10 protein-coding genes are annotated in these 13,788 nt (G+C 32.6%); 3 read left to right on the plus strand and 7 right to left on the minus strand.

Going from position 1 to position 13,788, the window contains the following annotated elements:
• Nucleotides 1–2: 2 nt before the first annotated feature.
• Complete coding sequence (locus GXM16_RS09850) at nucleotides 3–4,523, minus strand: TonB-dependent receptor plug domain-containing protein (RefSeq protein ID WP_163394209.1); 4,521 nt, start codon at nucleotides 4,521–4,523, stop codon at nucleotides 3–5.
• Nucleotides 4,524–4,527: 4 nt separating this feature from the next.
• Nucleotides 4,528–7,287 (minus strand): carboxypeptidase-like regulatory domain-containing protein, encoded by a 2,760-nt coding sequence (locus GXM16_RS09855; RefSeq protein WP_163394210.1) that lies wholly within the window; start codon nucleotides 7,285–7,287, stop codon nucleotides 4,528–4,530.
• Nucleotides 7,288–7,439: 152 nt separating this feature from the next.
• Here GXM16_RS09855 and GXM16_RS09860 point away from each other — a divergent pair, with 152 nt between their 5' ends.
• Together GXM16_RS09860 and GXM16_RS09865 are read left to right on the plus strand one after the other, a co-directional pair.
• Nucleotides 7,440–7,934 (plus strand): RNA polymerase sigma factor, encoded by a 495-nt coding sequence (locus GXM16_RS09860; RefSeq protein WP_163394211.1) that lies wholly within the window; start codon nucleotides 7,440–7,442, stop codon nucleotides 7,932–7,934.
• A 9-nt stretch (nucleotides 7,935–7,943) separates the two neighbouring features.
• Nucleotides 7,944–8,576 (plus strand): hypothetical protein, encoded by a 633-nt coding sequence (locus GXM16_RS09865; protein ID WP_163394212.1) that lies wholly within the window; start codon nucleotides 7,944–7,946, stop codon nucleotides 8,574–8,576.
• Nucleotides 8,577–8,622: 46 nt separating this feature from the next.
• Here GXM16_RS09865 and GXM16_RS09870 read toward each other — a convergent pair whose 3' ends face one another.
• Nucleotides 8,623–9,453: a lysophospholipid acyltransferase family protein gene (locus GXM16_RS09870; RefSeq protein WP_163394213.1), complete on the minus strand. Its 831-nt coding sequence runs from the start codon at nucleotides 9,451–9,453 to the stop codon at nucleotides 8,623–8,625.
• Between the two features lie 127 nt (nucleotides 9,454–9,580).
• On the minus strand, nucleotides 9,581–10,231 hold the full coding sequence (locus GXM16_RS09875; RefSeq protein WP_163394214.1) for an NUDIX hydrolase: 651 nt from the start codon (nucleotides 10,229–10,231) through the stop codon (nucleotides 9,581–9,583).
• 91 nt (nucleotides 10,232–10,322) lie between these two features.
• On the opposite strand from GXM16_RS09875, the gene GXM16_RS09880 reads away from it, so the two are divergent.
• Complete coding sequence (locus tag GXM16_RS09880) at nucleotides 10,323–10,760, plus strand: DUF4268 domain-containing protein (protein WP_163394215.1); 438 nt, start codon at nucleotides 10,323–10,325, stop codon at nucleotides 10,758–10,760.
• 30 nt (nucleotides 10,761–10,790) lie between these two features.
• Here the strand turns inward: GXM16_RS09880 and GXM16_RS09885 are convergent, their stop codons facing one another.
• The 3 genes from GXM16_RS09885 to GXM16_RS09895 are packed head-to-tail and all read right to left on the minus strand — an operon-like array spanning nucleotide 10,791 to nucleotide 13,780.
• Nucleotides 10,791–11,201, minus strand: coding sequence for a hypothetical protein (locus tag GXM16_RS09885; RefSeq protein ID WP_163394216.1), 411 nt, complete (start codon nucleotides 11,199–11,201; stop codon nucleotides 10,791–10,793).
• A gap of 19 nt (nucleotides 11,202–11,220) precedes the next feature.
• Nucleotides 11,221–12,165 (minus strand): NAD(P)H-dependent flavin oxidoreductase, encoded by a 945-nt coding sequence (locus GXM16_RS09890; protein ID WP_163394217.1) that lies wholly within the window; start codon nucleotides 12,163–12,165, stop codon nucleotides 11,221–11,223.
• A 10-nt stretch (nucleotides 12,166–12,175) separates the two neighbouring features.
• Nucleotides 12,176–13,780: a S8 family serine peptidase gene (locus GXM16_RS09895; protein WP_163394218.1), complete on the minus strand. Its 1,605-nt coding sequence runs from the start codon at nucleotides 13,778–13,780 to the stop codon at nucleotides 12,176–12,178.
• Nucleotides 13,781–13,788 lie beyond the last annotated feature (8 nt).

The raw sequence follows: 13,788 nt of genomic DNA on the forward strand, positions 1-13,788 counted from the left end.
AATTAATTTAGCACCTCCATTTCTAATCCCTGATTCCAATTTTTATGTTCATTTTCATAATACAAATAGACAGACGAAGCTACTGCTTTATAAGTTCCGGGAATAATTGCTTTTAAATCGATATTCACTTTTCTGGTTTCCCTGCTGTCTAATTTTCTGAAATAAAATACCAATTCACTATCAAATATTTCATAATAATCGATTATTTTTTTCTCTACAAGTTCTTTTAATTGCCAAGGTTCAGGCGTCATTCCACCCGGAATTCCTATTCTTGCAATTGGGTTCGAAAGCTGTTGAGTACTTTTATTTTGTATTTCAATTTCAACTCTTGCTGTCTCACTAATTTTTACTGTATTGTTAGCAATCTTTGTTTTTAAAGCTAACTTACAATTGTTAGAATTATTTGGGGTATATGTTTGATATTGCACATAAAACAAATAAGGTACTGAAGCTTCATCCGGAATTTGGATAGAAAAATTATTATGTCCTGCATTCACGTTGAGATTTTTCAAAATGACATTTCCATCTTTTTCTTTTTGAGAAACATCAATTGGCTGATTGTTCAGATTCAGTATTGCATCCCTTAAAGGTGTCGTGTAAAAAGCAATTTTAATATATTCTGTAATCGCTTTCAAAGCAAGGGCCGTAGCTTGCGTTGATCCAAACCCATAAACACTTTTAGATGACTGAATGTAATCTAATATGTCTGAAATCTCTTTTGAAATTCGCCCTTCTTTCAGTAAAGCCAGCGCATAGAGTGATGCAATCTCAGTACTCATCGACCTTCCATAACTATTAATTATTGATTGTTCCGCTTTTAAATCTTTGATTTTCTGTTTCTCAATTGCAGCTTTAATTAATTTCATCAATTGTTTATATTCCTGCGTTTTATTTAAATTAAAAGAAGTCAAAGCCATCAACTCCATTCGGTACAAATCTTTACTTTCTAAAGCTTCCGTTAAAGCATTTTGGTACTGTTTATCAAAATCTTTTTGACCTACTTCAGATAAAACATATACGATATAAGCATTATTTACTGCATACTTAATTCCCGAGAAGCCATATTTTGCCGGATTTTGATGAAAACCGCCTTTATTGTCTTTTCTGGAATTCAGCCACTTTAAATTTCCTTCAATTAAGTTTTTATCTATATTGATAAATTCCTTCATTTCATTAAATTGTAACAGGCCATAAGCCGTTAAAGCTTCATTGCCCGGATTTCCGCCGTACCATTCGTAACCGCCTTCTTTTGATTCATAGTTTCTTAACTTATTGTATCCTGTTTCTAAGTATTTCAAAGCTTTTTCTTTAAATTCCGGTGATATATTTCTGAATTTCAATAACTGCATTGCCATGATATTAGGATAATTTGATGATGAAACCTGCTCAAAACATCCTGAAGGCTCCCGCATCATACTTTGCAGTCCGTCAAAAATTGAAGAAAATGGATTATATAATAGCTTAACCCCAGCATCAACCGAACCAGGCAACGCATCTGTAATTCTGAAATCTGCATTACGTGATTTAGTTCCGGCAATGTCAACATTCATCGGAAAACCTTTTGCATAAACATCTATAAACTTTAGGATTTTGGTTTTGTAATTTTCTCCTTCCAGTATAATTTCCAAAGGAAGTTTTTTACCAATTTTATTAGCAGTTATTGAAATATAAATGGTTTTGGCTTCATTTGATTTTAATTCTGTAAATGGATTATTGTACGCTGTATTATCAAAATCAACTTTACAATTTAGTTTTAAATCCTTCTCAGAATTATTTTTCAACCAAATTGGTATGCGAATAATATCTTCCTGTGAAGCATAAACGGGAACTTTTACGTCACTCTGAATCAATTCTTTTACAGAGTAGGATGCTTCTGCTCTTCCGATATCTCCTTTATAAGAAGTTCCTTCTGCCACTATTTTGAAAGATGTATTATCATCAGAATTGTAAAATTCAAAATTAGCCTCACCTTTATTATTCGTCTGCACAACGGGATTCCAGTAAATACAACTTCTAAAATCATTTTTTTCTTCAACCATTGTTGATGCATATTTTGGCGCATAAAAACAATCTGCCTCATTAAGCTTTTTTTTAACCGATTTTAAAATATTCTGAAAAGTGTAATGATGCTTTTTCCCTAAAATAATATTTCCACTGAGCAATTTATTTTTTGTAGTCACCAAAATAACACCATATGCACCACCCGAACCATACACTGCCGTGGCAGAAGCGTCTTTCAATACTACAATTGATTCGATTGAATTAGGAGACAATCTTCCTAAAATAGAAGAATTTTCATTGTTTGCGTATGGAATTCCATCTACAACAATCAGGGGCTGGCTTGCTGACCTGCTTCCATAAATTGATGATGCGCCACGAATTCTAACAGCATTAGCTCCGCCTGGCTCACCTGATGCAGATGTAATTTGAAGACCTGCAACCCTGCCATTCAACGAAGAAGAAATATCCTGACGAGCAATAACTGATATTGATCCTGTCAATGATGATTTTCTTTGGTAAGCATATCCTGCAACCACAACTTCATTTAGAGAATTATTTTCCTGATCCAATAAAATCGTATTTACAATTGGTTTTGTATTTACTGACTCCTTCTTAGGCTTGAAATCATTATAACTTACTTCCAGAATATCTTTATTCGAAAGTGTATCTTTCATCATAAAAAAAGCAGTTTCGTTTGAAATTGAATTTGTTATAGTGTATTGACGGCTATTTTTACTTTCAACTGCCAAATAAGCCAAATCTGTAAACGGAATTCGATTGAACATAAAATAACCGCTTGAATTGCTTTTTGTCTCATATACTTTCCCTTTATCCGTAAAAAACAGCACCTTTGCAGAAACAGGTTTTTGTTTATTATTTTGCACAAAGCCTTCAATTACATTTCCTTTTTCGGGTGTAAAGTTTTTTCTTTCAGAAAGTAATTTTTCAAGATTTTCCTGATTGTATTTTCTCCAGCCGTGTGTATTTAAAAGCAAATCAATGGCCTGTTCTTTTACCTCCAGCTCTTTATTGATGTCAAAATAAAATTTTGGTTCATGAATTTTTCCTTTTAACTCGGCTCCGAGAAAGAGCCATGTCAAGATATTATCCTGCTTATCATCCATATAAGTAAGTAGTTTTGAATCGACTACAGAAACTGAGATATTTGATGCAATTGGTGCATTATTTTTATCTTTTGTAACAATTGAAATCTTTACTTTTTCTCTTGGTAAATAAGTTTGTTTATCTGTCCTGATTTCAATTTTGAGACCATCCTGATAATTTAAAAACACAAGCCTTTCTGCTACAATTTTATTTTCAACCAGTAGCGAAAATGACTGAATGCCTACAGGAAAATCTTTTGTTTCAATATCTAATAAATTCCAGCCCTGCTTTAAATTTAAATTGACTGACTGATGAACCTTAGCTATATTTCGAATTAAGACTTTAGCATCAATAGCCAACGGAGCATAAATTTTTAGAGCAACATTTTTTTTGTCTTTTACTGCATTTATAACAAAAACACTTTTTTTGGCTAATGGCAATTCTATTTTTTCTTCGGATATGAATGGCGAAGTAACCACTGCAAAATATTTTTTGTTTTCTTCGGTTTTCAAAATCACATTGCCCATTCCATTATGAAGACTTTTAAAACCGGTGATTTTATTTCCTTTTTCATCTTCAATAAAACCGGCACAATCCATTGGTCTGCCAAATTCGTTTTTGGTTATAAAAAACAATGTAGAAGCCTGGTTTAAAACAAAATTTCCGCTTTCCGGTAAAAATTGCAGATCTATAAAATTTAAATTTATAGGAATTGAACGCGTTACCGATTCTTTGAAATTATCATAATCCAGCTTTACATTAAGTATTCCGTCATTAGATTTTAAGTTTTCAGGGAGCCTGAATCGTACCACTGCTTTTCCTGATTCATCGGTTTTTCCGTGAAGCGAATCTATCTTTTTTCCGGCAATGAAAATATCATAGTTAAAAGCATAATTTCGTATGGGCTGGCTTTCTAAGTCTTTAAGTTCAAAATCAGCTTCACAAATTTCACCTTTACCATATGCTTTTTTCTTAAAATCGAGTGTCATTAAAATTCTGGGTGAAACGACCTTCTGCACAAAAAAGGTTTTTTCGAAAATATTTTCCGAAGTCTCATTCTGAATTCTCGTATACCCTTTTATTTTGTACATTCCTGCATCTCCATTTTCCGGAATTTTATAAGAACCTGTTATACTTCCCTGCTCTATTACATAATTTTGAGTTGTTATTTTTTTATTGGCTCCGTCAAATAAATCAATATAAAGATAATCACTCAAAGTAGTGGGGCTGTTATCATTTTCAGCAATGTATGCTTTAAAATAAACGGTTTCTCCGGGATCATATAAAACATTATTGAGCTGAAGATAAACTTTCTCTGTAATTGGATTTTGGTAAACAGTATTCCAGTCACTTTCTGTTTTTTGCGCTTTTACAGCCTGAAACAAAAGCAAAAACAATATGTATTTTAAATTTTTCATCGTACTAAAATTTAATGGTTAAAGAGGAACCAAAACTTCTCATCATGGGCGCATTGAAATAATCTAATCCGCCTGAATCCAAAGAATTAAACATCGAATTACTACTGAAAGCGGTCTTGCTTTTGGACAAAACAAATACGTTATGTACAAAAAAAGAAAGCGTATAATTGATTTTTTTATAACCTGAGTAATTTGAATACGATAAACTGATTGAATTGAGTCTAAAATAAGTCGCATCTTCAATAGCATCTTCTGCAACACCGTCAATTCCGTATCTGGTCCAGCGATTTTGTTCTACCGGAAGGCTGACATCATAAAAAGAAACTGCTTTTGTATTTATCGCGCCGTCTTGCGTAACGCCTTTAAAAACATAATTGGTTATACTTCGCTGTTTTTCAGTTATTTCAGATTTACCGTAATAATTTAAAGTTTGTTGGGTTCCATTCCACAATTCCCCGCCCTTACTCCAATCAAAAGAAAGGTTTAATGCAAAATTTTTATATTTTAATGTATTGAAAAAACCAACAACAAAATCCGGATTTGGATCTCCTAAAATTTTTGGCTCTGAATCTTCCATAGGAAATCCATCATCATCAATTATTATATTTTGATTATTATCTCTTAAATAGCCGTTCCCAACAATAACTCCAAGCGGCTGTCCAACAATATAATTTTTGTTTACATCTTTAAAACCGGCAAAAGGAATTCGGCTCAGATTATTATTCAGGCTTACTACTTTATTTTTATAATGAGTAAAATTGAAATTGAAATTATAAGTAAGATCTCTGCCATAAATTGTTTTTTGAATTTCAAATTCAACACCATTTTGCTTATAATTCACATCAGGAGACCAGTTAGCAGTATTCAGGCTAAAAATAGGTACATATAAATTTTCAACCCTTTTATGATAGAAGGAAAAATTAAGATTCCATTGATAATTTAAATTATAAACGAGACCTACGTTTGTATTAATTTCTTCTGTTGGTATGGCATTTTTAGGCGTTATTAGTTCTAAATTATTCTGAAGCTCTTTAAACTGCCCTAAATTGTATATCAAAGAATTAAAATTCAAATTATTATTTTGCAGAGAAGGCTCAACCTGGTTATAAGACTGACTTATGCTTAATGAAAGCTGCTCATCGAAAAGTCTTTTTATTTCTGCAGAAGCAAGAAAATTGGGCATAAATTTTCCTTTAACAGTTGAAGAATGATTCAGGTTTGTGCTCGCTTTTAAAACCAATTCATCATAATAAGAAAGAATATCCTGGAAAGTATAGGATATGTTAGCGTTATAAAAAATTTCAAATCGCTGCTGAACTACATTTAATTTCCTAAGATTCAAACTGTTATTAGGAAAATCATCCGGAGATGCAAATCCGCTAAAATAATTTCTTTCTAAATTTCTTTCCTGAAACCTCAAATCAATTTTTGATTCTACAAATCCATTATCAATTGTATGATTGAAAACATCTGAAACTGAAAAATTTGTAAATCGTTCGGTTCTTTTATTAAAATTAGGTGTAGTAATTCCGGAAAAATAAAAACCCTGTCCGTTTGTATTTGTAATTTCAGAAGATTGAAAACTGGTATTTACAGTATTCGAGTTTTTATGCCCGGTATATTTATGATTAAAATTAAATGAGATTGTTTTGCTTTTGTTTTTATCCATATTATTCTGTATCAAATAATATGGATTATTTTCAGACACAGCAAAACTTCGCTGCAAACCATTTGATAATGCCGAAGCAAAACGATTATCAAAATGAATGGGCGTAACTGCATTGGCAAAAACAATCTTATTGACTATAAAATTTGAATTGGGAAGATTGTTTTCGAAATCATCAAAAGATAAAATAGATTCTATTCTACTGTTTTTGGAGACATTTCTGAAGTATCTGACAGATGTCTCTAATTCATTATTTCTGCTTGATGGAATTGAGATTCTTCCTGTTTTATAAGCAAAATTTATTTTTAGAAAATTCCCCTTTGGACCTTCAATTTGAGTGTTTATCAAATATTTATTATCCACTGTATTTTTGAAGAAACCATTCGGATTGTATAATTGTAGTGAATTTTCATTACCAAATGTCTTGTTTACAATATTTCCCTGTGCATAGTATTCAGATGGATTTGCTGAATATTCTAAAGTATTAACATTTGGTCCCCAGCTGAAAATTTGGTTTGTTTCAGGAGATTGATAAGTTAATTTGCCGTTTACGCTTTTCCCCTGTGCATACGTTTTTTGATAATGAGCCATTCGCATTGGCGACGAAACAAACATTTCCTGACTCGCTTCAAAAGACAATTTATGATATTTATTTTTATATCTCAAACTATAAACGTGCTCATCACTTCTGTCAATTTTCATTAGATAATCCTCCCCTATTCCGTCCAGAAGATTGAAATTAAAAGTTCCGGAAGGTTCAGAAATTTTTAACGAATCTGTAGGCTTCTTCAATTTCTTACTATAATCGTCACTTAAAATGTGTTCTACAGTTTGCTCATTTTTTTGAACATTAAGATTCGTAATGCTAATGATCTTAGTTTTCATCCCGATAAACGAAATCTTCAATTGTTCGCCAATTTTAACTTCGATGGAGTAATTGCCATTAAAATCAGAGGTAGTGCATCTTGAAGAATTGATTACACAAATCGAAGCACCGGGAACCGGAATACCACCCTCACTTACATTACCATAATATAAATTTTGTGAAAATCCTGATGCAGTAAAAAAAACAAAGGCTAATAGTAATAATGTTTTCATAAAATTGGCTTTTATATATAGAGTGTGAATCCGGCTAAAAGGTTGGAAAGAAAATTAAAAATTATTAAGATTACTACTAAAATTATATTTTAATCTAAATTATTTTTATTTTCACACTGTAACAAAATCCTTTTACTCTCTACTAACACATTATGAGCGAAAATCTAGAACAGTCATTTGTTACGCAATTGCAGGCAAATCAGAATATAATCCACAAGATTTGTAGATTATATACTGCCGGCGAAGATGCACATAAAGATTTGTTTCAGGAAATAACCATTCAGCTCTGGAAAGCATATCCTAAATTTAGAGGTGACAGTAAATTTTCGACCTGGGCCTATCGTGTTGCCTTAAATACTGCCATTACCTTATACCGAAAAACCAAACGAACCGTATCGACTGTAGAATATGAAACTCATCAGCATTTTGTTAAAGATGTTGACTATAATTATGAAGAAGAAGAGCAGATTAAACTGATGTACAAAGCAGTGTATCAGCTAAACGATATTGAAAAAGCTTTGGTTTTTATGTATCTGGAAGATAAAGATTATCAGGAAATAGCCGAAACCTTAGGAATCAGCGAAGTGAATGCACGCGTGAAAATGAACCGGATTAAAGGTAAACTTAAAAAAATATTAAATCCTTAAAATACCACTATGAAAGAACTGGATTTATTAAAAAAAGACTGGAAAAAGAATGCGAATTCTTTTCAACAAATTTCAGAAATAGAAATTTACAATATGATTCATAAAAAATCATCTTCTATTGTGAAGTGGATTTTGATTATAAGCATTTTAGAAATTTCGTTTTGGACTTTTTCAAATATATTTATCAATACCGATGATGTTTTACAAAAGATGAATCATCCTGAAATTGTATTTGCTTTAGAATTTCTAACCTATTTTAATTATGTTGTGGTCCTCATTTTTGTAATTATATTTTATAAAAATTATAAAACTATTTCAACGACAGTAGCTACTAAATCTCTAATGAGTGCCATTTTAAGAACCCGCAAAACTGTTCAGTATTATGTCTGGTATAATTTAGGCATGATTTTAATAACAACAATATTGAGCATCTTTGCTGCCTTCGTGTATAATCCTGATATGTCTTTTTTAAAGGAAAAACTGGCTGAAAGCGGAAAAGCAATGTTTCTTACAATTGCCATTTTAATTTTGGTTGTATTAGGTTTCCTCGGAATATTCTGGTGCTTTTACAGACTACTATACGGAACTTTATTACGTCGTCTATATGTCAATTATAAAGAACTTAAGAAGATCGATTTCTAAGAAAGTTACAGCAAAGTTCTAAAATCTACACTGATAATTTACAAATCTAATTTTCATTTTCAGGAGGTTTATAGCTCCATCTCCTCATTTCATTAAGCTCTTCTTCTGCCTTAATTTCTTCAGCCGGAATAACTTTCAAAAATGATGGATGCTGCTCTATGGCATATTCTACTTTTTCAACAATTTCTTCTATTGTATCTTTTTCATAATCAACATCCAGAGGTTCTTTGATAATAAACGATTGCAGGATATTTTTCTTTTTCATCCGCAATCCTTTCTTATCAAATGAACGGCGGAAACCGTCAATAACAATTGGAATAACGATTGGTTTGTGTTGTTTGATGATATGGGCAGTTCCTTTACGGACAGGTTTAAAGGACTTTGTAGTACCCTGAGGAAAAGTAATGACCCAGCCGTCATTAAGGGCAATTTTGATATTTTCGGTATCATTTGGATTAACATCTCGCTTTTCTGCAATATCAACACCTTTAGATCTCCATGTTCTTTCCACTGTAATAGCGCCTACATATGCTAAAATTCTTGGCAGCAAACCAGCCTGCATTGTTTCTTTGGCAGCAACATAATAAATATTCATTTTAGGCTGCCATAAATACCCAATGTTTTTAATTGTATCCTGACGGCCACTTAAACTTGCATTAAAAACATGAAACATAGCTACCACATCAGCAAAATAAGTCTGATGATTGGATATAAATAAAACATTGGTATCCGGCAATGTTTTAATGATTTCCGATCCTTCGATCTGTAATTCATTAAAACCCCTATATCGTCTATGTGTTATGGCGCCCAGAATACGGATCAGCCATTTTTTGATGAATAATATATGTCCGAAAGGATTTCGCTTAAACAATCCCATAGCAGTGAATTATGTTGTTTTTGTTAGGCCGCAAACATACAAAAATTATTTTTTTTGGTTTTTTTTATATACAATCCCAAAAACAAACAGTTATCGTAATGAATATCAAATCATTAAATTTACGTTTTTAAATCCTTTCTTCAAAAGTAATTTTCAAAACTTCTCTTAATTCGCTTAATATCATCGCAGTTGCTCCCCAAACGACATGATTTTGAATGTTAAAAGCGGGAACCGAAATATTATCAGCATAAGAAGTTGATAAAGTGGCTTCAATTATAATTTCATCATTCAAAAAAACGGAAAGTGGAAGTTCAATAATATCAGCTACTTCCCTAACATCCGGATAAAATGACAATTCCTGCATTGAAATCCCTAAAAATGGATGTACTAAAAAATTACTTGGCGGAATATACATTGGTGTAAATTGCTTTATAATTTCTACTTTTTCAGATGATATTCCAATTTCTTCATGCGTTTCACGCAAAGCAGTTTCCTGAAAATCCGCATCTGAAAATTCATACTTCCCGCCCGGAAAAGCAATCTGAGAGGAATGTACACCGTTATAAGCATTACGAACAATTAAAACCAAATGTGTTGTTTTATTTTTAGGATACAACAGCATCATAACAGCAGCAATCCTTGGACTTTTGGTCGATATATCAAGGTTTTTCATTAGCTGAATCCTTTCTAAAGGAGCCATTTTTACATGTGCTTTCTCTGCCGGGAGTTCAACCGGAATTAAATTAGGAACATGTCGTAAAAAATCTTGAAAATCCATAATCAAAGTTTATTTTTGTACTTTCAAATAAAATATAAATATAGTCCAGAAAACGCGGTTGCACAAGTTTTCTAAAATCAAAACCCTGAAAATGTACAGCAGAGAAGAATCACAAAAACTAAAAAGAGAATTCTGGGTGGCTTTTGCCGGGAAATACCCAAGAAAATGGGTTCTTTATGATACCAAGATCAAAGACTTTTCTTTTAAATTTTATGTAGATAATAAAAAAGCGCAGGTTTTAATTGATATCGAACACCGAAGTGATGAGAAACGAAATGCTTATTTTGAAAAATTAGAAGCACTAAAAAACATCCTGGAAGAAGAATTCGTTAAAGATTTAGTTTTTGAAAAAAATTACACGCTTGAAAGTGGCAAAACCATCAGTCGGATTTGGGTTGAAAAACTCGGAGTCGGATTTAGTAACCGCAATAACTGGGATACAATTTTTGATTTCTTTTTCGAAAAAATGAATGCGTTGGAAATGTTTTATCTCGAATATGATGAGTTTATCAAGGATATTGATTCTTAAATCTCAAATCGAATAAGGTACATGATTAAACTACACATTAAAAATATTATACAAAATAATGTGTTTATCATAATTAATATAAAGCTGTTTACGATAGTCTTGTTTTTTTCGTGTAATTATTGAAATTTTACAGTCAATACCACTATTATCTTTACATACAAATGAATAGACTATATCGGTATCATTTTCTTCCCGCTCAATATATTCAATGATATTAAAAAGCTGTATTTCCTGAGAATAAACTACAATTCGATGTTTCTCAGTATCCAATACAACAGAAAGATTAACCAGATCAAGTTTTGACCATTCGCCCCATTTTCCTTTATCGGTTTTTTCTAAAATACTAAAACCTGATGTTTTAAAACGATAAGACTGACTGTAAGCTTGCTGGATTCCTAATCCAAGAAAGAAAAGTATTATATAGTTTCGTAAAATTTTCATAATGTTTTTATAGCGGCTATTAAAACTCAAATTTACTTTTTTCCTGATAAGCAGCTTTAAAATCGGCTATTATTTCATTAATTATTTTTTCTGCAGGCAAAATTTCATGAATCAGCCCTGCTATTTGTCCTATTTCAAGTTCACCTTCTTCAAGATCTCCTTCAAACATTCCTTTTTTTGCCCTTGCTCTTCCCAAAAGCTGTACTAAATCTTCTTTTGAAGGACATTTTTTGTAAAGATCCTGAACATCTTCATAAAATTTATTTTTAATTAAACGTACAGGCGCTAATTCTTTCAATGTCAACTGAGTATCTCCTTCTTTTGTATCAACTATTTTTTGTTTAAAATTATTGTGTGAAGATGATTCTGTTGATGCAGCAAAACGGCTTCCAACCTGTACACCATCGGCACCTAAAATCATCACTGCCAGCATTCCTCTTCCGGTTGCGATTCCACCCGCTGCAATAATCGGAATCTGAATTTTTTCTTTTACCATCGGAATCAAAGTCAGTGTCGTAGTTTCATCACGTCCGTTGTGTCCTCCTGCCTCAAAACCTTCTGCAACAATAGCATCAACTCCGGATTCCTGGGCTTTTAAAGCAAAAATGCTGCTGCTGACAACATGAACGACTGTAATTCCTTTTGATTTTAAAAATGAAGTCCATGTTTTAGGATTTCCTGCTGAAGTGAAAATAATTTTTACCCCTTCATCTACCACAATATTGATTATTTCTTCAATATTGGGATATAACATCGGAATATTAACACCAAACGGTTTGTCCGTTGCTTTTTTGCATTTTTGAATATGTTCCCGCAAGACTTCAGGATACATGGAACCTGCTCCAATAAGTCCTAAACCACCGGCATTGCTTACAGCAGAAGCTAATTTATAACCACTGTTCCAAACCATGCCGCCCTGAATAATTGGGTATTTTATATTAAAAAGCTGAGTAATTTTATTCATTAAAGAATTATTATTGTTTTATAATTTTTCCAGTTTTATGCAAACCATCTGCATCAAAAGTATAAAAATAGATTCCGCTTTTTAATGATTCTACTGAAAGATCAGGATTTTGCCCAGTTATCTTTTTTTCAAGTACTTTTTCACCTAAAATCGAATAAATAATGACTGAAGCATTATGTACTTCATTTGAAAATAAAAATGTAACATTAGTTTTAGCAGGATTCGGATAAAGAACAAAATCATTATTTACAAAATTACCAACTGCCAATGCAGCACCAAAATTTGGAATTCCGTAACCATAGTTATTATCAGGAGTCAAATATTTATCAGCAGACTGAATGACCATAGTTCTAATTTCCTGATTCGTTTTTTCAGGATAAGCCTGCCACAAACAGGCAATCATTCCAGCCATAATTGGACATGAAAAAGAAGTCCCGTCTGAGGTAACAATATTACCCGAAATATCAGAAATCACAGCAGACGAACCTTGCGCCATAATATCAGGTTTTATCCTTCCATCATAACTTGGGCCAATGGAACTAAAAGATGATTTTACTTTTGTACCCGTAACAGAACCGACTGCAATAACAGAAACTGCATCGGCAGGTCCGCCTATATGTTTTTCAGTCTGGCCTCCTTCGTTACCTGCAGCAGCTACTACAATAATTCCTTTGCTAAATGCAATTTCTGCACCACGCGAAATAAAAGTGGTAACTCCATTCATATCACTATAAGTGTAATTGTAATCCGGATTATTCCTGTCACCGAAATATCCTAACGAAGTGGTAATAATATCAACACCTAAACTATCTGCTTTTTCTGCTGCTTCTACCCAAAGCGATTCTTCAAGAGGATTTTCCAGAGCATCAATTTCAGTTCGAAAAAGATAATAAGAAGCATCTGGAGCTGTTCCTACCAAAGCATTTTCCTTATATCCACCCATTGCAGAAAGCACCATAGTTCCGTGACTTCCACCTGCATAAAAATTGGCATTTCGCGAAACATAATCATATCCGCCCAAAATTTGATTATTATCTCTTATTTTCCTGAAAGGTTCTGCTGTATTAACACCCGGAAAGCCAGCATCCATAACAGCAATTATTTTTCCCGAACCTGTATAATTTTGCTGATGCAAAACATGCCCGTTCAGCATCTGAATTTGGTTTGCTGAAGTTCCGTAATTATAATTTACCGCTGTCTCAAGCTTATTTTTTGTCTGGGAAACTTTATTTTGTAAAACTTTTTTCCCGGTTAAATTAAGTGATTTATTTGCAAAAACTACTTTATCAACAAATGCGAACGCAGTCAAAGCTGAAATACTTGCCTGAGTCCCTCTGATATGAAGAGCATTAAGCCACTTAGACTTTGCCATAACGGTAATCCCTGAACTTGTTTTTATCTGACTGACATAAGCAGTTTCTAAAGGAGCATCGGTAAAATTTAAAGCAATATTTTGATTTGTCCTGCGATCTATCGCTCGCTGTGATAGTATTAAAAGCGGAGAATTCAGATAAGTCTGCGCATTAGGTTTTGAATTAAAATAAACCCATGCCTCTTCCTGTGAAAACATCACAGTCGAAATCAGTAAGAATATAACAGCGTAATGTATCTTCATTGTATTAC

This window comes from Flavobacterium limi (assembly GCF_010645075.1).
GTDB lineage: Bacteria > Bacteroidota > Bacteroidia > Flavobacteriales > Flavobacteriaceae > Flavobacterium > Flavobacterium limi.

Bases quoted from the DNA above. Each gene is read 5' to 3' on its own strand.
- GXM16_RS09850 (WP_163394209.1), bottom strand. From the start codon at position 4,523: ATGAAAAATTTAAAATACATATTGTTTTTGCTTTTGTTTCAGGCTGTA.
- GXM16_RS09855 (WP_163394210.1), bottom strand. From the start codon at position 7,287: ATGAAAACATTATTACTATTAGCCTTTGTTTTTTTTACTGCATCAGGA.
- GXM16_RS09860 (WP_163394211.1), top strand. From the start codon at position 7,440: ATGAGCGAAAATCTAGAACAGTCATTTGTTACGCAATTGCAGGCAAAT.
- GXM16_RS09865 (WP_163394212.1), top strand. From the start codon at position 7,944: ATGAAAGAACTGGATTTATTAAAAAAAGACTGGAAAAAGAATGCGAAT.
- GXM16_RS09870 (WP_163394213.1), bottom strand. From the start codon at position 9,453: ATGGGATTGTTTAAGCGAAATCCTTTCGGACATATATTATTCATCAAA.
- GXM16_RS09875 (WP_163394214.1), bottom strand. From the start codon at position 10,231: ATGGATTTTCAAGATTTTTTACGACATGTTCCTAATTTAATTCCGGTT.
- GXM16_RS09880 (WP_163394215.1), top strand. From the start codon at position 10,323: ATGTACAGCAGAGAAGAATCACAAAAACTAAAAAGAGAATTCTGGGTG.
- GXM16_RS09885 (WP_163394216.1), bottom strand. From the start codon at position 11,201: ATGAAAATTTTACGAAACTATATAATACTTTTCTTTCTTGGATTAGGA.
- GXM16_RS09890 (WP_163394217.1), bottom strand. From the start codon at position 12,165: ATGAATAAAATTACTCAGCTTTTTAATATAAAATACCCAATTATTCAG.
- GXM16_RS09895 (WP_163394218.1), bottom strand. From the start codon at position 13,780: ATGAAGATACATTACGCTGTTATATTCTTACTGATTTCGACTGTGATG.